Consider the following 17,776-nt stretch of genomic DNA (forward strand, 5'->3'; position numbering starts at 1 on the left):
GTTGTTCCGATGGCCATTCGGCGGCCTTCATGAAGAATTTTCCGTTGCCCTCTGGCTTATCCCGCGTGGAAGCCGTTACTGTGCGCGCAAAGAATAATTCTCAACGGGGGCGCGTATGAAGGTGTTTTGGGGGCTGGGGAAGCTGTTGACCCTGCTGTTCTGGCTGGTGGTCCTGGTCAATCTGATGACGCCGTTTGTCAATCCGCTGCACCTGTTGGTCAATCTGGCCGGCGGTCTGTTGGCGTTCCTGCATCTTCTCGAGGCGGTGTTCTGTTTCCGCAGCCTCAGAGGTCGTGCCCACCCTTGGCGCGATCGCTTGAAGATTGTCTTTTTCGGTGTTTTCCACCTGCAAACCCTTCCGGCTCCCGCCGTCTCTAAGGCATCCCATGCGTAAACTCTGTCTGCTCGCCGCTTTCATCAGCCCGCTCGCCTGCGCCCAAGTGATCAGCGTCGAAACCAACTCGCTGATGCGCCTGCCCAACACTGTCAGCACCATGCAGCTGGAACGCTTGGAAGTGGCCGATTACGGCACGCTGCTGATTCCCTCGAACGTGACCGAAGTCACCGTGGGCGAATTGCACCTGGGGCGTGAAGCGCGGATCGCCATCGTGCCGAGCGAGAATGCCCTGGAGTTGAAGATCAACCGTGCCGAACTCTCCGAAGGCAGCCAGATCACCGCTCGCGGCGCGCCGGGCACTTACCTCAAGGCAGCCCGCTCGGGGCGCAATCTGAACGTGCAGATCAAGGCACTGAACGCACCGCAGTTGTCGCTCGATGCACGCGGCGGCGCAGGGGCGCCGGGTTTTGTCGGTCTCGATGGCGCCAACGGTCAGGCGCCGGGGTGCACTTGGGGCCAGGCTGGCCGCGGAGCGGATGGCAGTAATGGCAGCGATGGTCAGCCAGGTGCGCCGGGCGCGCTGGTCAGGCTGGAAGTGCCGCGGGACTATCCGGCGGAGCAGATCAAGGTTCAAGTGGCGGGCGGCGCGGGTGGTCTGGCCGGTCCTGGCGGCAAGCCGGGCGCGGGCGGCAAGGCCAAAGGATGCCTGGTGTACAAGGCCGATGGCGGCAAGAGCGGCAAACCTGGCGTGGACGGCCAGCCGGGGCCTGCGGGTGCGGCGGGCTCGGTGACTGTTCAGCGGTTGTAAGAACCACCGAGAACCCTTGTGGCGAGGGAGCTTTGTGGCGAGGGGATTTATCCCCGTTGGGCTGCGAAGCGGCCCCAATCCGGACTCCGCGTTGCCTGGTTTTACGACTGCTTCGCAGCCGAACGGGGATAAATCCCCTCGCCACGGAGTCCCTTACCACAAAGTTGGCGAAGCCTTAGAACATCGGCCGCGCCGCGGCAATGGCTACCAACACCAACCCAACGATCAGATTGATCCCCACCAGCTTGCGAATCCGCCCCAGCACCGCAGCTCCCGTCGGCCAGTCCTGCGCCGCCACCGCCGTGCGCAACTCGGGCAACAGCAACGCCTGAATCCGGATAAACAGCGCCGTCATCACCACGTACAAGCCCATCATCACCTGCACATAACGCGGCGCGGCCTCAAAACCGGCGTATTGCAGATGGATCATGCCCACCCCGCTGATCGGCAACAGCACCACCGCCACCCAGACCCAGCGGAAAAAACCTTGAAACACTTCCACCCACAGTTTCAAGCGAGCAGGGCCTTCCAGCGCCTTCATCGCCGCAGGACGCAAGACCATCCACGCGAAAAACATGCCGCCGACCCACACCAGGGCGGACAGGAGATGCAGGGTGTAAACGATGCCAAAAGGTGTCATTGAGGTACTCCGTTCTGCGCGGGATTAATTAGCGGGGTATGATAGCCGCCGAACCGAACCACTGAAAATTTATCCAGCGTTTTTTGCGCCCGACAATCCATGATCAGCACCGAACTCAAAACCACGATCCAGGGCGCCTACTCGCGTTTTCTCGAAGCCAAGAGCCTCAAGCCGCGCTACGGCCAACGCCTGATGATCGCCGAAATTGCCAAAGTCCTCGGTGACATCGACACCGACGACGAAGGCCGGCGCAGTGGCGACCCCGCGATTGTCGCGGTGGAAGCCGGCACCGGTACCGGCAAGACCGTGGCCTACAGCCTGGCAGCGATCCCGACCGCGAAGGCCGCCGGCAAACGCCTGGTGATCGCCACGGCCACCGTGGCCCTGCAAGAACAGATCGTCTACAAGGATCTGCCCGACCTGATGCGCAACAGCGGGCTGAATTTCAGCTTCGCCCTGGCCAAGGGCCGTGGGCGCTACATGTGCCTGTCCAAGCTCGACATGTTGCTCCAGGAAGGTCACGCACAAACCGCCACGGCGCAGCTGTTCGAGGAAGAAGGCTTCAAGATCGAGGTCGATGAGGCCAGTCAGAAGCTGTTCACCAGCATGATCGAGAAACTCGCCGGCAATAAATGGGACGGCGACCGCGACAGTTGGTCCACCGCTCTGGAAGACGCCGACTGGGCGCGCCTGACCACCGACCACAGCCAGTGCACCAACCGTCATTGCCCGAACTTCGGCCAGTGCGCCTTCTACAAGGCCCGCGAAGGCATGGGCAAGGTCGACGTCATCGTCACCAACCACGACATGGTCCTGGCCGATCTGGCATTGGGCGGCGGTGCGGTTCTGCCGGACCCGCGCGACACCATCTACGTGTTCGACGAAGGTCACCACCTGCCGGACAAGGCCATCGGCCACTTCGCTCACTACACGCGTCTGCGTTCCACCGCCGACTGGCTGGAAACCACCGCCAAGAACCTCACCAAATTGCTTGCCCAGCACCCGCTGCCGGGCGATCTGGGCAAGTTGATCGAACAGGTGCCGGAACTGGCCCGTGAGATCAAGACCCAGCAACAGTTCATGTTTTCTGCCTGCGAACAGGTCGCCGATTTCAAACCCGGCGAAGACGTCGAAGGTCGAGAACGGCCGCGTCACCGCTTCGTCGGCGGGGTGATTCCCGAGCACATGCGCGAAATGGGCGTTGAGCTGAAGAAAGGCTTCGCCCGTCTCACCGACCTGTTCACCCGGCTCACCGAATTGCTCAAGGAAGGCATGGACGGCGAGGTCAACATCGGCATCGCCAGCAACCAGGCCGAAGAATGGTATCCGCTGTTCGGCAGCCTGTTGTCGCGTTCTTCGGGCAACTGGGAATTGTGGGTCGCGTTCACCGCAGAAGACCCGGAAGACAACCCGCCCATGGCGCGCTGGCTGACCCTGGCCGAAAGCGGTTCGCTGTTCGACATTGAGGTCAACGCCAGCCCGATCCTCGCGGCGGAAATGCTCCGGCGCAACCTGTGGAACGTCGCTTATGGGGCGCTGGTGACCTCGGCAACGCTGACCGCGCTGGGCACTTTCGACCGTTTCCGCATGCGTGCCGGCCTGCCGAAAAAGGCCGTGACCGCCGTGGTCCCGAGCCCGTTCCATCACGCCGACGCGGGTGTGTTGCGGGTGCCCGACCTGAAAGCCGACCCGCGTGATGCGCCGGCGCACACCGCCGCCATCATCCGAGACCTGCCGCAACTGGTCGAAGGTTCGCGCGGCACGCTGGTGCTGTTCTCCTCGCGCAAGCAGATGCAGGACGTGTTCGACGGCCTCGACCGCGACTGGCGCAAGCAAGTGTTCATTCAAGGCAACCTGTCGAAACAGGAAACCCTGAACAAGCACAAGGCGCGGGTCGACGGTGGCGATTCCAGCGTGCTGTTCGGCCTGGCGAGTTTCGCTGAAGGGGTCGACTTGCCTGGTGCTTACTGCGAACACGTGGTGATCGCGAAGATTCCGTTCTCGGTGCCGGATGATCCGGTCGAAGCGGCACTGGCCGAATGGATCGAAGCACGGGGCGGCAATCCGTTCATGGAGATCTCCGTCCCGGACGCCTCGCTGAAACTGGTCCAGGCCTGCGGTCGCTTGCTGCGGACCGAAGAAGACCGCGGCACCATCACGTTGCTCGACCGACGCCTGGTCACCCAGCGTTACGGCAAAGCGATCCTCAATGCGTTGCCGCCATTCCGTCGAGAAATTTCCTGATACAGCGGTGGGCAAATCTGCCCGCCGCGTTGTCTATCTCTCTGCCACCGCTTTTCCATTGGCCCATTGAGGTCGTTAGGGAGAATTTCGTTCTCATGATTCGCCGTTCCTTGCCCGCCGTATTTGCCCTGTTGTTCGCAACGCCCTTGTTGGCCGCTCCGGCAGGCCAGCAGACGCTGTTCAACTTTGTGCGCCCCGCCGACGTGGTCCAGGTGGCGACTCAGGACGCCAGCCTGCCGCAATCCAATGCCGAGCAAACAGCCGAAGGCGAAGTGCTGCGTCGGGTGACGTTCAACCCTGTGGCACAGCCAACCCTGCGTTTGACTCCGCAAACCGGTGCCTGGGACTGGTCGCAGTCGGCCATGATGAGCCTGCGGATCCAGAGCGCGATGAATTGGGCCGTGACCCTCTATGTGAAAATCCAGAGCAACGATGGCAAGACGCTGATCAGTCGCGTCGACCTGCCGGCCGGTCCTGCGCAGACGCTGCTGGTGCCATTGGTCGCCACTTCACCGCTGAGCCTGGGCATGAAGGCCGGGCCGCCGATGCCGATGACCGTCGACGGTCAACGTATCCTGCTGGCCAGCAGCGCTGGCGAACTGGAGCGCAGCCAGGTGGTGTCGGTGACCTTGTCGATGGATCAGCCGAAAGTCGCCCAAAGCATCCTGCTGGAACGCTTTGGCGTGCAGGACGGCGAGGCTGTGACTCAGGCCGTTTACGGCGGTCTGGTGGACGCTTTCGGGCAATCTACCCGGGCCAAATGGCCGGAAAAGGTCGGCAGCGACGAGCAACTCAAAAGCGCCGCCGCCAAGGAACAGCAACAAACCAAAACCTGGTTGGCCGAGCGCGAGAAGGCGTCGCTGGACAAATTCGGTGGCTGGATAAAAGGCCCGTCGTTCAAGGCCAGCGGCTTTTTCCGCACCGAGAAACGTGACGGTCGCTGGTACCTCGTGACGCCGGAAGGCCATCCGTTCTACTCGCTCGGGGTCAACACCGTTACCCCGGACGTCAACCAGACCTACATCGCCGGCCGCGAGTGGATGTTCGAGGCGTTGCCAAAACCCGACGAGCCGCTGGCCAGTCACTTTGGCGAAGGCGACAACCGTGGCGGCAATGGCGTCGATCAGGGCCGTGCCTATAACGCCGGTCGCTGGTACGACTTCTATGGCGCCAACCTGCAGCGTTTGTATGGCGCCCCTTGCGCACTGGGCAGCGACACCAAGGCCGGTGTCGCCGAAGCGGCCAAGGCCGACGCAGTTGAGGCGACGGTCGAAAAAGCCGCTGAGCAACCCGTCGTGCCTGCCACCGCCGAATCCGGTGTTGCCGAAGCCGCCAAGACTGGCGCAGAGGAAGCAAAGGTCGCGAACGCGGTCGAGCAGAAACCCGCCGAGCCCTGCACCGCGGTGATTGATGAACAACGATGGGCCAGCCACACCCTGGATCGCCTGCAAGCCTGGGGGTTCAACACCATCGGCAACTGGAGCGCCCCGGCACTGGCCAACGCTGATCGCCTGCCCTACACCTTGCCGCTGTCAATCGTCGGCGATTACGCCAGTATCAGCACGGGCACCGACTGGTGGGGCGGCATGCCCGATCCGTTCGACCCGCGTTTCGCCATGGCCACCGAGCGTGCCGTGGCCATCGCCGCCCGCGATCATCGCGACGATCCGTGGCTGATTGGTTACTTTGCCGACAACGAACTGGCCTGGGCCGGTCCCGGTGACGACCCGAAAGCCCGCTATGCGCTGGCCTACGGCACTTTGAAAATGACCACCGACGTGCCGGCCAAGCGCGCGTTCCTCAAGCAATTGCGCGACAAATACCGCAATCAGGCAGGCCTTTCCAAAGCCTGGGGCATCGACTTGCCGGCGTGGGAATTGATGGAAGATCCCGGCTTCGTACCGCCGCTGCCAAGCGCCGAGCATCCGGAAATCGAAGCCGACTTCAAATACTTCCAGAAGGTCTTTGCCGACACGTACTTCAAAACCATTTCCGACTCGCTCAAGTGGCACGCGCCGAACCAGCTGTTGCTGGGCGGTCGCTTTGCCATCAGCACGCCGGAAGCCGTGGAATCCTGCGCGCAGTATTGCGACGTGCTGAGCTTCAACATGTACACCCTGCAACCGCAGGACGGTTACGACTTCGCGACATTGCGCAGCCTGGATAAGCCGGTGCTGATTACCGAGTTCAACTTCGGCTCCGCCGATCGTGGCCCGTTCTGGGGTGGCGTGACGCAACTGGCCAAGGAAGAAGACCGCGGCCCGGCTTATGCCAATTTCCTGAAACAGGCGCTCGGTGAACCGTCGATTGTTGGCGTGCACTGGTTCCAGTACCTCGATCAACCGGTGACCGGCCGTCTGCTGGACGGTGAAAACGGCCACTTCGGTTTGGTGGGCGTTACCGATCTGCCGTTCCAGGGCTTTGTCGACAGTGTGCGCAAGAGCAACCTGGCGGCCGTTGATCAGCTGGGCAAAGAGGCCGAGAAGGCCAGGGCTGAGGCGGATAAAGCCAGTCACGATGCCGTGGGTGGGCGAAAAGCCGAAGCCGGCAAGGGCCCGGGGCAGGGTGCCGGGCAGGCGGGCGGGCATTCAGGCAAAGGCCATTAATCGCTGAAATCCCTGTGGCGAGGGAGCTTGCTCCCGCTGGACTGCGCAGCAGGCCTTTTTTGGGGCCGCTGCGCAGCCTAGCGGGAGCAAGCTCCCTCGCCACAAATCATTTCCATGGGCAAACCGACCGCCCAGCCCGCCCCTGTTCCCAAAACCGCCAATGGCTGGAACAATGCGGGCCACTTTGTAGAGCTTTGTCCGAGGGAGTAGCGGGTGCAGATTCAGGGTCATTACGAACTCAGGTTCGAAGCGGTGCGTGAAGCGTTCGCCGCGTTGTTCGACGATCCCCAGGAACGTGGCGCAGCGCTGTGCATCCAGGTCGGTGGCGAAACCGTTGTCGATCTCTGGTCCGGCACCGCCGACAAGGATGGCCATGAGGCCTGGCACAGCGACACCATCGCCAACCTGTTCTCCTGCACCAAGACCTTCACCGCCGTCACGGCCCTGCAACTGGTGGCCGAAGGCAAGCTGCAACTGGACGCCCCGGTTGCCCGCTACTGGCCCGAATTCGCCGCCGCCGGCAAGGAATCCGTCACCCTGCGTCAATTGCTCTGCCATCAGGCCGGTCTGCCGGCGCTGCGTGAATTGCTGGCCCCCGAGGCGCTTTACGACTGGCAGGCCATGGTCGATGCCCTGGCGGCCGAATCGCCGTGGTGGACGCCGGGCACCGCGCACGGTTATGCCGCGATCACCTATGGCTGGCTGGTCGGCGAGTTGCTGCGGCGGGCTGACGGTCGTGGGCCTGGCGAGTCAATCGTGGCCCGCGTCGCCAAACCGCTGGGGCTGGATTTCCATGTCGGTCTGGCGGATGAAGAATTCCAGCGCGTGGCGCACATCGCCCGCGGCAAGGGCAACGTCGGTGATGCCGCGGCCCAGCGCTTGTTGCAAGTGACGATGCGCGAACCCACGGCCATGACCACGCGGGCCTTCACCAACCCACCGTCGGTCCTGACCAGCACCAACAAACCCGAGTGGCGACGCATGCAGCAACCGGCGGCCAATGGCCACGGCAATGCCCGCAGCCTGGCCGGGTTCTACGCCGGCCTGCTCGACGGCAGCCTGCTGGAAAGCGAAATGCTCGACGAGCTGACCCGCGAACACAGCCTCGGCGAAGACAAGACTTTACTGACCCGGACCCGTTTCGGCCTGGGTTGCATGCTCGATCAACCGGATGTCCCCAACGCCACTTACGGCCTCGGCCCACGTGCGTTCGGCCATCCGGGGGCGGGCGGTTCCATCGGTTTTGCTGACCCGGAGCACGATGTTGCCTTCGGTTTTGTGACAAATACACTGGGGCCTTACGTCTTGATGGATCCGCGCGCGCAAAACCTTGCGCGGGTACTGGCCACTTGTCTGTAAAACGCGCTCACGGGTTCCAGGGCCGGAACCTGAAGGCCTTTATGTTTTCCAAGCGTCTGTTTATCCGGGTCAAGCCGGCCTGATTTTTTATGACTTCATTTTTGTGGATATCCAATGTCATTCAATAAAACCACCCTCGCTTTGGCCCTGTGTGTCGCTGTTACCGGTTGTGCGCAGACTCCACAAAATGATTCGGATGGCAGCAGCTGGTGGCCGTTCGGTTCCTCCGACAAAGTTGCGGCAAAAGAGCCGGCGCCGGCGCCAGCACCTGTGAAACCAGTCGCTGCGGCTCCGGTGGCCAAGGCTGAAAGCTCCAGTCCCTGGTACTGGCCGTTTGGCTCTGAGGAAGTTCTGGACAAGAAGCCAGAGGTGAAACCTGAAGCCAAACCGGTCGAAGTGGCCAAGGCTGAGGCGCAAGCAGGTGGCAAATGGTGGTGGCCGTTCGGCGGCAAGGATCAGAGCACCGCTAAAGCTGTACCGATGCCGGATCCGAAAGTCACCCAGGCCTGGCTCGACGACTACGAACCGCGCCTGCGCGAGGCGATCAAGGACAGCAACCTGCAACTCGAGCGCCGTGAAAACGTGCTGGTGGTGACCGCGCCGGTAGAAGGCTCGTTCAACCCCGACCGCCCGGCCATGTTGCTGCCGGTCACCTTGGGGCCGTTCACTCGCGTGGCGAAAATCCTCGAAGTCGATCCGAAGACTGCCGTGCTGGTACTGGGTCACAGCGATACCTCGGGCGCCGCACCGGCCAACGTAAAACTGAGTCAGGAGCGGGCACAAGCGGTGGCGGCAATCTTCCGTCTCAGCGGCTTGCAGCGTGATCGTCTGATGTTGCGCGGCATGGGCGGCGAAGCCCCGCGTGCAGCGAACGACAGCACTGAAGGCCGTGCCTTGAACCGTCGCGTTGAACTGTTGGTGACCCCGCAAAACACCATGGTCGCGCTGCTGAGCAAATACAACATGCCAGCCCCGGCGCCGGTCAAACTGGTCGCAGCCCAGGACGTGAAGCCAGTGGTCAAGCCGGTCACTCCCGCACCTGCCGCGAAGAAAGCCGCTGTGCCTGCCGCGAAAAAAGCGCCGGCCAAGAAAGCTGCCGCCAAGAAGGCTCCAGCCAAAACAGCGACGCCGGCTAAAAAGACCGCGCCGGCCAAAGCCGCAGCAACTGACAAGAAAGTCGCTGCCGCCGATGCTGTGAAAAAGTGATTCGTTAACCAAAAGGAATGCGCCATGACCCAGGGCCTGGCTGATATGCGTCGCGACTACACCCGAGATGGCCTGACCGAGGCACAAGCCCCGAGCGAGCCGTTCGCGCTGTTCCACCACTGGTTCGCCGACGCGGTGAAAACCGAGCAGGCGCCGGTGGAAGCCAACGCCATGACCCTGGCCACCGTCGACCCGGACGGTCGGCCGCATTGCCGCATTCTGCTGCTCAAGGGCCTTGATGAACACGGCTTCACGTTCTTCACCAACTACGACAGCGCCAAGGGCCAGCACCTGGCCGCGAATCCGTTCGCAGCCATGACTTTTTTCTGGCCGGCCCTGGAGCGTCAGGTGCGCATCGAAGGTCGGGTGGTGAAAGTCACGCCTGAAGAGTCCGACGCCTATTTTCAGGTCCGGCCGTTGGGTAGCCGGCTTGGCGCCTGGGCTTCACCGCAAAGCCGAGTGATCGCCGATCGCGCCGAACTGGAAGCGCTGCTCAAGAACACCGAGCAACGTTTCAGCGATACACAGCCCCATTGCCCCGAGCACTGGGGCGGTTATCGCCTGCTGCCTGAGCGCATCGAATTCTGGCAGGGCCGTTCGAGCCGCCTGCACGATCGCCTCAACTACCGCCTACAGGGCGCCGACTGGATTCTTGAACGTCTGGCACCCTGAGCAGTCTACCGACCGGGATAGCCTGCTGCCGCGGCCTCCAGCCACTGCGGCAGGTCCCGACGCTTGATTTTCTGCGCTTGAGCGTTCGCCAGTTGCTGGAGCATGAAGACTTTCTTATGCTCGTCGTCACCAGCCAAGGCTAACGCGAGGTCGCGGTCCATCCAGCGTTTGATCCGTACGTACAACCACCCATGGAAGTACAGACCGGCGACAGTGGTGACGACAATGATGAAGTAATCCATGACAATTCCTGGTTCAGCGGCGCAGATACCATCATTTGCCGCTACTGTGTGCTGAGTTCGTGGAGGCGCCTGTACCTGGCCTGAATCAAACCAATTTTATCCGGGCGACGTCGTGACAGGCGTCAAGCAGCGGAGTTTAATGGCTACCTGTCCTTTGGAGTTGATGCTATGCGTAAGTCTGTTCTGCTGGTTGCTTCCTTTTCCACCATGGCGATGTTGCTCACTGGTTGCCAATCGAGCCTGACCGGTGACTCCTATTCCCGTGACGAAGCGCGTCGTGTGCAGACCGTTCGCATGGGCACCATCGAATCCTTGCGTCCGGTGAAAATCGAAGGCACCAAGACCCCGATCGGCGGCCTGGCCGGTGCGGCGGTTGGTGGTGTCGGCGGCAGCGCCATTGGCGGCGGTCGCGGCAGTATCGTTGCAGCGGTCATCGGCGCCGTTGCCGGCGGCTTGATCGGCTCGGCCACTGAAGAAGGCCTGACCCGCGCCCAGGGCGTGGAAATCACCGTTCGCGAAGACGACGGCAGCATGCGCGCCTATGTTCAGCAGGTTCAGGAGAATGAAGTGTTCCGTGTGGGTGAGCGGGTACGGATTGCTACTGTTGATGGGACTAGCCGCGTTTCGCACTAAGCGGAAATGGTTACAAAGAAAACCCCGATCAGGTGACTGGTCGGGGTTTTTATTTGGTTTTTCATGGCATCCCGGAGCAATACAGAAACGCCGATTTTGATTGGGGGGCATATCCGTTTCTGCGGTTGCGGCTGCTGGCGGTTCCGCTTTTACAGCGGGTCACTTGGAGAAGCGCCGATGGAGGCACTCACAAGTTGACGGACAGGCTCAGGGCGTGAGGGGGGCGACTACCGCCACAGCCCACCGAGGCGGCCTACCGACCGGCCTGGCTGATCCTGGCGGTAGGACGCGTCTCGAATGACGCCAGGAGTCGTCTCTGTCGATCAGGCTGGCAGCGCGGCGTTCTTGCGACTCGACGCCGCCGTCACCGCGTAACCGATCAGTGCCGCCAGTATCGAACCGGTCAAAATCCCCATTCGGTCCATGCCGGCGTAGTCACTGACGCCCGGTTCAAACGCCAGAGAGCCGACAAAAAGACTCATGGTGAAGCCGATCCCGCAGAGGATCGCCACCCCCAGCACCTGACCCCAGTTGGCGCCTTGGGGCAGGGCGGCGATGCCGATTTTCACCGCCAGCCAGGTCAGGCCGAACACGCCTAAGGTCTTGCCCAGCAGCAGGCCGACCGCAATGCCCATCGGCACGTGGTGGGTGAAGCTTTCGACGGTCACGCCGCTCAGGGACAGGCCGGCGTTGGCGAAGGCGAACAGCGGGAGGATGCCGTAGGCCACCCATGGGTGCAGGGCATGTTCCAGGGTCAGCAGCGGTGAAGGTTCGGCGTTTTTCGTGCGCAGCGGGATGCAGAAGGCCAGGGTGACACCGGCCAGCGTTGCATGCACACCACTCTTGAGCACGCACACCCACAGGATCAGACCGATGATCATGTACGGCCCGAGCTTGACCACGCCAAGCCGGTTCATCGCGATCAGCGCCACGATGCAGGCCGCCGCGAGCGCGAGTGACAGGGTCGACAGGGTGCCGGAATAGAAGATCGCGATGACAATGATGGCGCCGAGGTCGTCGATGATCGCCAGGGTCATCAGGAACAGCTTCAGTGACACCGGCACCCGTTTGCCCAGCAGGGCGAGGACACCGAGGGCGAAGGCGATGTCGGTGGCCATCGGGATGGCCCAGCCACCCAGCGCTGCGGGATTGTCGCGGTTCAGGAACCAGTAGAGCAGCGCCGGCACGACCATGCCGCCGATCGCGGCCGCGCCTGGCAGCACGATCTGCGAAGGTTTCGACAGCTGACCATCAAGGACTTCGCGTTTCACTTCCAGACCGATCAGCAGGAAGAACAGTGCCATCAGCCCGTCGTTGATCCATAGCAACAATGGCTTGGCGATTTTAAGCGCGCCGATCTGGGCGACCACGGGGGTGTCCAGCAGACCGTTGTAGAGCCACGACAACGATGAGTTGTTAATGATCAGTGCCAAGGCAGCAGCGGCGATCAACAACAGACCGCTGGCAGCTTCCAACTGAAAGAAACGCGTGAAAGTGCTACGCAGAGGCAAGGTCGCTCTCCATCGAATTATCAAAAAGGTGGCACACCCTAACCCGTACCGTTGGTTGTTAAAACAAAAGTTATATTCTTTTTTGTTATATGCCGTTACAGCCGAAAGATCGACACGGACCTGAGCCTAGCAGTTGTCGGACGTATTGAAGCTCAGCTGTATCTGTGCGGGATGTCGGATTTTTCCTAAGCTTCAGGGCTGAGCCTTGTGACAAGGCCGACTCAACGAGAAAACCACCATGAGCGACAATCGACAGTGGGCCCGCGAAGCCATCCGCATCATCGAAGCCGACTTCCAGCGCAGCGCCGACACCCACCTCATCCCGTTACCCCTGCCGGGTTTGCCGGGCATCGAGTTGTATTTCAAGGATGAGTCGAGCCATCCCACCGGCAGCCTGAAGCATCGGCTGGCGCGTTCGTTATTCCTCTATGCGCTGTGTAACGGCTGGCTCAAACCCGGTGCGCCGGTGATCGAAGCGTCCAGCGGTTCGACGGCGATTTCCGAGGCGTACTTCGCCCGGTTGCTGGGCCTGCCGTTTATTGCGGTGATGCCGGCGACCACCTCAAAAGAGAAGATCGCGCAGATCGCTTTCTACGGCGGCAAGAGTCATCTGGTGGACGACCCGACGCAGATCTACGCTGAGTCCGAGCGCCTGGCGCGCGAGCACGACGGGCACTTCATCGATCAGTTCACCTACGCCGAACGCGCCACCGACTGGCGGGCAAACAACAACATTGCCGAATCGATCTTCCATCAGATGCGCTTCGAGCAGTACCCCGAGCCGAGCTGGCTGATTTCCAGCCCCGGCACCGGCGGCACCACCGCGACCCTCGGCCGTTACGTGCGCTATCGCCAGCATTGCACCCGCGTGCTATGCGCCGATGCCGAGCGTTCAGTGTTTTTCGATTACTACCTGACCGGCGATGCCAGCCTGCGCCTGGATCACGGTTCGCGGATAGAAGGCATCGGACGGCCACGGGTCGAGGCATCGTTCCTGCCGAAGGTGATCGATGCGATGGTCAAGGTACCGGACGATCTGTCACTGGCCGCCATGCATTACCTGGCGCAGCGCCTGGGGCGGCGTGTCGGCGGCTCGAGCGGGACCAACCTGATCGGCGCGTTGATGGCGGCCCAACAGATGGTAGCGGCGGGGGAGTCGGGGTCGATCGTGGCGATTCTGTGCGACGGCGGCGAGCGATATGAGACCAGTTACTACGATCAGGATTGGCTCAAGGCCCAAGGGTATGAGCTGAGTGGGTTGATGGATATCGTGGCGGCGAGTGTCGAGCGGGGCGAGCCGTTGCCGGACACCGTGTTGCGCGCCAATATCTAAAAAAAGATCGAAACCTTCGGCAGCTCCTACATAGAAATGCATGCTCATGCAGGAGCTGCGGAAGGCTGCGATCTTTTGATGTTAAGGCTTAAGCCTCCAGGCCAAGGATGTCGCGAGCCACTGCTTCGGCGATGCGGATCCCGTCCACACCTGCCGACAGAATCCCGCCCGCATAACCTGCACCTTCACCCGCCGGGAACAGGCCCTTCACGTTCAGACTCTGCATCGACTCGTTACGGGTAATGCGCAGCGGCGACGATGTACGCGTTTCGATTCCGGTCAACACCGCGTCATGCAGCGAGTAGCCACGAATCTGCTTCTCGAACGCCGGCAGGGCTTCGCGAATGGCTTCGATGGCGAAAGCCGGCAAGGCCAGCGCCAGATCACCCAGTGCAACACCTGGCTTGTAGGACGGTTCAACACTGCCCAGCTCGGTGGACGGTTTGCCCGCAATGAAATCGCCCACCAGTTGCGCCGGCGCTTCATAGTTGCTGCCACCCAGCACAAAGGCGTGGGATTCCAGGCGTTCCTGCAACTCGATACCGGCCAGCGGGCCGCCCGGATAATCGACTTCCGGGGTGATGCCGACGACGATCCCGGAGTTGGCGTTGCGTTCGTTACGCGAGTACTGGCTCATGCCGTTGGTCACGACGCGATTCGGCTCGGACGTCGCCGCGACCACGGTGCCGCCCGGGCACATGCAGAAGCTGTAGACCGAACGACCGTTCTTGGCGTGGTGCACCAGTTTGTAGTCGGCGGCCCCCAGCTTCGGGTGGCCGGCGTATTTGCCCAGGCGCGCGCGGTCGATCAGCGACTGCGGGTGTTCGATACGGAAACCCACCGAGAACGGCTTGGCTTCCATGAACACGCCACGACCGTGAAGCATGCGGAAAGTATCGCGGGCGCTGTGGCCGAGGGCCAGAATCACGTGTTTCGAATGGATCTGCTCGCCGCCGTTGAGCTCGACGCCGACCAGTTGGCCGTCTTCGATCAACACGTCGGTGACGCGCTGCTGGAAGCGCACTTCGCCGCCCAGGGCGCGAATCTGCTCACGCATGTTTTCCACAACGCCGGTCAGACGGAACGTACCGATGTGCGGTTTGCTGACGTAGAGGATTTCTTCCGGCGCACCGGCTTTGACGAATTCATGCAGGACTTTGCGACCGATGAATTTCGGGTCCTTGATCTGGCTGTAAAGTTTACCGTCGGAGAATGTCCCCGCGCCGCCTTCACCAAACTGTACGTTGGACTCGGGGTTGAGCACGCTTTTACGCCACAGGCCCCAAGTGTCCTTGGTGCGCTGGCGAACTTCGGTACCGCGTTCGAGGATGATCGGCTTGAAGCCCATCTGCGCCAGCAGCAGCCCGGCGAAAATCCCGCACGGACCGAAACCGACCACGACCGGACGTTGCTCGAGATCGGCCGGCGCCTGGCCGACCACTTTGTAGCTGACATCCGGCGCCACGTTGACGTTTCGGTCATCGGCGAACTTGTGCAGCAACGCCGCCTCATCTTTCGCAGTGAGGTCGATGGTGTAGATGAAGCACAGTTCGGAGGACTTTTTGCGCGCATCGTAGCTGCGCTTGAACAAGGTGTAATCGAGCAGGTCATCACTGGCGATGCCCAGGCGCTGCACGATGGCAGGGCGCAGGTCTTCATCGGGATGGTCGATCGGCAGCTTGAGTTCGGTGATTCGTAACATGACAGGATCCGGTTCGCGGGGCGCACAACTGCGCCAAGGCGTTTGAAGCCCGCGATTATAAGCCTCAAAGAATGAATCCCGTGAGGCCTAAACGATCAGTCGTCGCGCGATCCGCCGAAATACCCGCAGCCACGTTGTACCTGGCCATCGATGCGCAATTCGGCGCTCATGTGCTGGACGCTGCCGGTGCTGCTGTCGACGCACCGTTGCGGCGCGACCCACAGTTCGATGTGCTGGTTGTTGGCTTCAGTGCTGAGGTTGAAGCGTCCATCACCCAGTTGTTCTTCAACATAAGGGACGGCCAATGGCGGTTGGCCCGCACGGTCGATGACCATGCCTTTGCCGCTGACTTTTACGTTCCACTCCGGACCATGGCCGGCGGCACGCAGGATCAGCAATTTGAAATTCGGATCGTCGCACGCTGTGCCCGAGCGTTCGACGCGGTACAACTGCGCAAGATCCAGGCGGCTGCCCTCGACCCGGCCACGCACGTCGGCGAATAGTTTGCCCCGGTCATCGGCCAGGCTCGCGGCCTCCTGCAGGACGCTGGTGCCGCCGGTGTCGTTGACCACGAAACTGCGCTGCTCATTGCATGGCTGGAACAACAGCTTGCCGTCGGCTGCCGTCAGTTGACCCTGCATTCGGGTCTGGCCCACGTGGGAAGCACTTTCACGCGGGCCATCCAATAACTGGCAGGCGGCGAACAGCGGAAGCAGGGCAACAAGGACTAAGGAACGGGCAACACGCATCTTTGGCTCTCCAGACAAGTGCCGCCACGTTACTCAGCCTGACCGTTCATCACAAGGGCTCAGCCCACATGAAAGGTCTGGCCCGTTTGCAGGCCTTCCACGCTTTTGGCGTAGGCCAGTGCCACATCGGCTGCAGGAACCGGTTTGTAGCCGCGGAAGTACGGCGCGTATTTGCCCATTGCTTCGAGCAAAACGTTAGGACTCACGGAGTTCACCCGCAAACCGCGCGGCAGTTCAATCGCGGCGGCACGCACGAAGCTGTCGAGGGCGCCGTTGACCAGTGCAGCCGAGACGCCGCTGCGAATCGGATCGTGGCTGAGCACGCCGGTGGTGAAGGTGAACGATGCACCATCGTTGGCAAATTCGCGGCCGATCAACAGCAGGTTGACCTGGCCCATCAGCTTGTCTTTCAGACCCAGGGAGAAACTGTCTTCGGTCATTTCACCCAGCGGTGCAAAGGTCACGTTTCCCGCAGCGCAAACCAGCGCGTCGAACTTGCCGGTCTGTTCGAACAGTTTGCGAATCGAGGCGCTGTCGCTGATATCCACCTGCAGATCGCCGCTATTGCGACCGATGCGGATGATTTCGTGACGCTCGGACAATTCCTTGTCGATCGCCGAACCGATGGTGCCGCCTGCGCCAATCAAAAGAATCTTCATGCTGTTTATCCTCATGTGTGTTGAAAGTGGCTTCAGTCTAGAGTGGTTTTTTCTGCGGATAAGCGCGCTAATAGGCAACCTTTGGTTTTCAAATGGAAACAATCCATGAGCGAGATGGATGATCTGGCGGCGTTTGCGGTGTTGATCGAAGCGGGCAGTTTCACCCTGGCGGCGCAGCAACTGGGTTGCAGCAAAGGCCAGTTGTCCAAGCGCATCAGCCTGCTGGAGACGCGGTTTTCGGTGGTGCTGTTGCAACGCACCACCCGCCGCTTGAGTCTGACGGCGGCAGGGGCGGCGCTGTTGCCGCAGGCTCAGGCCTTGGTGGTGCAAGTGGAAAGGGCGCGTCAGGCATTGGCACGGTTGAAGGACGACATGGCCGGGCCGGTGCGGATGACGGTACCGGTCTCGTTGGGGGAAACCTTCTTCGATGGCTTGTTGCTGGAGTTTTCCCACCAGTACCCCGAAGTGCAGATCGAACTCGACCTCGACAACAACTACCGTGATTTGTCCCGGGACGGTTTTGATCTGGCGGTGCGTTCCGATGTGGGCAATGACGAGCGTCTGGTGGCGCGGCCGCTGTTGGCCTGGCACGAACTGACCTGCGCCAGCCCGGCCTACCTTGAGCAGCACGGCGAACCGCTGACGCCGCAGGCACTCGCCGAACATCAGTGTTTACTCAACAGTCACTACAGCGGCCGTGAAGAATGGTTGTATCACCAGCAGCACGAGTTATTGCGCGTGCGGGTGTCGGGACCGTTCGCCAGCAACTACTACAGCCTGTTGAAGAAAGCCGCATTGGGTGGCGCGGGTATTGCGCGTCTGCCGTCCTACCTGCTGCAAAAGGAATTGGCTGACGGGCGTTTGCGCTGGCTCCTGCGTGACTATCAGACACGTCGCATGCCAATGTACCTGGTGCATCCGTATCAGGGTGGGTTGCCCAAGCGCACGCAAGTGCTGGCGGATTATTTGATTGGGTGGTTCAAGCGCAGTGGGGAGGCACTGGACAGGCTTTAACGATAATGTCTGCCTCCCACAAGGGGCTTCATTGTTGGTGAGATTGTGCCAGGCATAAAAA

At 61.5% G+C, this 17,776-nt stretch carries 16 protein-coding genes; 10 read left to right on the plus strand and 6 right to left on the minus strand.

Annotation, left to right across the window (positions count from 1 at the left end):
* The first annotated feature begins 115 nt into the window (after positions 1-115).
* On the plus strand, positions 116-394 hold the full coding sequence (locus ACM1ZW_RS15505; RefSeq protein WP_017336803.1) for a DUF1145 domain-containing protein: 279 nt from the start codon (positions 116-118) through the stop codon (positions 392-394).
* Positions 387-1,145, plus strand: a complete 759-nt coding sequence (locus ACM1ZW_RS15510; protein ID WP_017336804.1) for a collagen-like triple helix repeat-containing protein — start codon at positions 387-389, stop codon at positions 1,143-1,145. The genes ACM1ZW_RS15505 and ACM1ZW_RS15510 overlap by 8 nt, the downstream gene beginning before the upstream one ends.
* A gap of 175 nt (positions 1,146-1,320) precedes the next feature.
* Here the strand turns inward: ACM1ZW_RS15510 and ACM1ZW_RS15515 are convergent, their stop codons facing one another.
* On the minus strand, positions 1,321-1,785 hold the full coding sequence (locus ACM1ZW_RS15515; RefSeq protein ID WP_017336805.1) for a CopD family protein: 465 nt from the start codon (positions 1,783-1,785) through the stop codon (positions 1,321-1,323).
* Between the two features lie 99 nt (positions 1,786-1,884).
* On the opposite strand from ACM1ZW_RS15515, the gene dinG reads away from it, so the two are divergent.
* The 5 genes from dinG to pdxH all read left to right on the plus strand — a co-directional run bounded on the left by dinG (position 1,885) and on the right by pdxH (position 9,872).
* Positions 1,885-4,029 carry an ATP-dependent DNA helicase DinG gene (gene dinG, locus ACM1ZW_RS15520; protein ID WP_017336806.1) on the plus strand — a complete coding sequence of 715 codons (2,145 nt, stop codon included), beginning with the start codon at positions 1,885-1,887 and terminating at the stop codon, positions 4,027-4,029.
* A 95-nt stretch (positions 4,030-4,124) separates the two neighbouring features.
* The gene (locus ACM1ZW_RS15525; protein ID WP_416738858.1) at positions 4,125-6,635 is read left to right on the plus strand and encodes a beta-galactosidase; all 2,511 of its coding nucleotides are present in this window, start codon (positions 4,125-4,127) and stop codon (positions 6,633-6,635) included.
* 213 nt (positions 6,636-6,848) lie between these two features.
* On the plus strand, positions 6,849-7,994 hold the full coding sequence (locus ACM1ZW_RS15530; protein ID WP_414879545.1) for a serine hydrolase domain-containing protein: 1,146 nt from the start codon (positions 6,849-6,851) through the stop codon (positions 7,992-7,994).
* A gap of 114 nt (positions 7,995-8,108) precedes the next feature.
* Positions 8,109-9,200 carry an OmpA family protein gene (locus tag ACM1ZW_RS15535; RefSeq protein ID WP_017336809.1) on the plus strand — a complete coding sequence of 364 codons (1,092 nt, stop codon included), beginning with the start codon at positions 8,109-8,111 and terminating at the stop codon, positions 9,198-9,200.
* A gap of 24 nt (positions 9,201-9,224) precedes the next feature.
* Positions 9,225-9,872, plus strand: coding sequence for a pyridoxamine 5'-phosphate oxidase (gene pdxH / locus ACM1ZW_RS15540; protein ID WP_017336810.1), 648 nt, complete (start codon positions 9,225-9,227; stop codon positions 9,870-9,872).
* A gap of 5 nt (positions 9,873-9,877) precedes the next feature.
* Here the strand turns inward: pdxH and ACM1ZW_RS15545 are convergent, their stop codons facing one another.
* Complete coding sequence (locus ACM1ZW_RS15545) at positions 9,878-10,114, minus strand: hypothetical protein (RefSeq protein ID WP_017336811.1); 237 nt, start codon at positions 10,112-10,114, stop codon at positions 9,878-9,880.
* Positions 10,115-10,282: 168 nt separating this feature from the next.
* Here ACM1ZW_RS15545 and ACM1ZW_RS15550 point away from each other — a divergent pair, with 168 nt between their 5' ends.
* A complete protein-coding gene (locus tag ACM1ZW_RS15550) occupies positions 10,283-10,747 on the plus strand; it encodes a glycine zipper 2TM domain-containing protein (RefSeq protein WP_017336812.1) in 465 nt (154 codons plus the stop codon).
* Between the two features lie 323 nt (positions 10,748-11,070).
* On the opposite strand, the gene nhaA is transcribed toward ACM1ZW_RS15550, so the two are convergent.
* Entirely contained in the window at positions 11,071-12,258 is a 1,188-nt protein-coding gene (nhaA, locus tag ACM1ZW_RS15555) for a Na+/H+ antiporter NhaA (RefSeq protein ID WP_414879547.1), read from the minus strand.
* Between the two features lie 238 nt (positions 12,259-12,496).
* On the opposite strand from nhaA, the gene ACM1ZW_RS15560 reads away from it, so the two are divergent.
* Positions 12,497-13,591, plus strand: coding sequence for a PLP-dependent cysteine synthase family protein (locus tag ACM1ZW_RS15560; protein ID WP_414884904.1), 1,095 nt, complete (start codon positions 12,497-12,499; stop codon positions 13,589-13,591).
* Between the two features lie 88 nt (positions 13,592-13,679).
* Here the strand turns inward: ACM1ZW_RS15560 and ACM1ZW_RS15565 are convergent, their stop codons facing one another.
* The 3 genes from ACM1ZW_RS15565 to ACM1ZW_RS15575 form a co-directional block, all read right to left on the minus strand.
* Complete coding sequence (locus ACM1ZW_RS15565) at positions 13,680-15,293, minus strand: NAD(P)/FAD-dependent oxidoreductase (RefSeq protein ID WP_414879549.1); 1,614 nt, start codon at positions 15,291-15,293, stop codon at positions 13,680-13,682.
* A 95-nt stretch (positions 15,294-15,388) separates the two neighbouring features.
* A complete protein-coding gene (locus ACM1ZW_RS15570; RefSeq protein WP_017336816.1) occupies positions 15,389-16,042 on the minus strand; it encodes a COG3650 family protein in 654 nt (217 codons plus the stop codon).
* Positions 16,043-16,101: 59 nt separating this feature from the next.
* Entirely contained in the window at positions 16,102-16,701 is a 600-nt protein-coding gene (locus ACM1ZW_RS15575) for a short chain dehydrogenase (protein ID WP_414884905.1), read from the minus strand.
* Between the two features lie 105 nt (positions 16,702-16,806).
* Here ACM1ZW_RS15575 and ACM1ZW_RS15580 point away from each other — a divergent pair, with 105 nt between their 5' ends.
* Positions 16,807-17,715, plus strand: a complete 909-nt coding sequence (locus ACM1ZW_RS15580) for a LysR family transcriptional regulator (protein WP_414879550.1) — start codon at positions 16,807-16,809, stop codon at positions 17,713-17,715.
* Positions 17,716-17,776: the final 61 nt, after the last annotated feature.

Source organism: Pseudomonas sp. NFX71, assembly GCF_048079215.1.
Classification (GTDB): Bacteria; Pseudomonadota; Gammaproteobacteria; order Pseudomonadales; family Pseudomonadaceae; genus Aquipseudomonas; species Aquipseudomonas fluorescens_B.

What these genes read in the sequence shown, in the direction of transcription:
- ACM1ZW_RS15535 (WP_017336809.1), top strand. Translation starts at nt 8,109, where the DNA reads ATGTCATTCAATAAAACCACCCTCGCTTTGGCCCTGTGTGTCGCTGTT.
- ACM1ZW_RS15510 (WP_017336804.1), top strand. Translation starts at nt 387, where the DNA reads ATGCGTAAACTCTGTCTGCTCGCCGCTTTCATCAGCCCGCTCGCCTGC.
- ACM1ZW_RS15515 (WP_017336805.1), bottom strand. Translation starts at nt 1,785, where the DNA reads ATGACACCTTTTGGCATCGTTTACACCCTGCATCTCCTGTCCGCCCTG.
- ACM1ZW_RS15580 (WP_414879550.1), top strand. Translation starts at nt 16,807, where the DNA reads ATGAGCGAGATGGATGATCTGGCGGCGTTTGCGGTGTTGATCGAAGCG.
- ACM1ZW_RS15565 (WP_414879549.1), bottom strand. Translation starts at nt 15,293, where the DNA reads ATGTTACGAATCACCGAACTCAAGCTGCCGATCGACCATCCCGATGAA.
- ACM1ZW_RS15505 (WP_017336803.1), top strand. Translation starts at nt 116, where the DNA reads ATGAAGGTGTTTTGGGGGCTGGGGAAGCTGTTGACCCTGCTGTTCTGG.
- ACM1ZW_RS15575 (WP_414884905.1), bottom strand. Translation starts at nt 16,701, where the DNA reads ATGAAGATTCTTTTGATTGGCGCAGGCGGCACCATCGGTTCGGCGATC.
- pdxH (WP_017336810.1), top strand. Translation starts at nt 9,225, where the DNA reads ATGACCCAGGGCCTGGCTGATATGCGTCGCGACTACACCCGAGATGGC.
- ACM1ZW_RS15570 (WP_017336816.1), bottom strand. Translation starts at nt 16,042, where the DNA reads ATGCGTGTTGCCCGTTCCTTAGTCCTTGTTGCCCTGCTTCCGCTGTTC.
- dinG (WP_017336806.1), top strand. Translation starts at nt 1,885, where the DNA reads ATGATCAGCACCGAACTCAAAACCACGATCCAGGGCGCCTACTCGCGT.
- ACM1ZW_RS15525 (WP_416738858.1), top strand. Translation starts at nt 4,125, where the DNA reads ATGATTCGCCGTTCCTTGCCCGCCGTATTTGCCCTGTTGTTCGCAACG.
- ACM1ZW_RS15550 (WP_017336812.1), top strand. Translation starts at nt 10,283, where the DNA reads ATGCGTAAGTCTGTTCTGCTGGTTGCTTCCTTTTCCACCATGGCGATG.
- ACM1ZW_RS15545 (WP_017336811.1), bottom strand. Translation starts at nt 10,114, where the DNA reads ATGGATTACTTCATCATTGTCGTCACCACTGTCGCCGGTCTGTACTTC.
- ACM1ZW_RS15560 (WP_414884904.1), top strand. Translation starts at nt 12,497, where the DNA reads ATGAGCGACAATCGACAGTGGGCCCGCGAAGCCATCCGCATCATCGAA.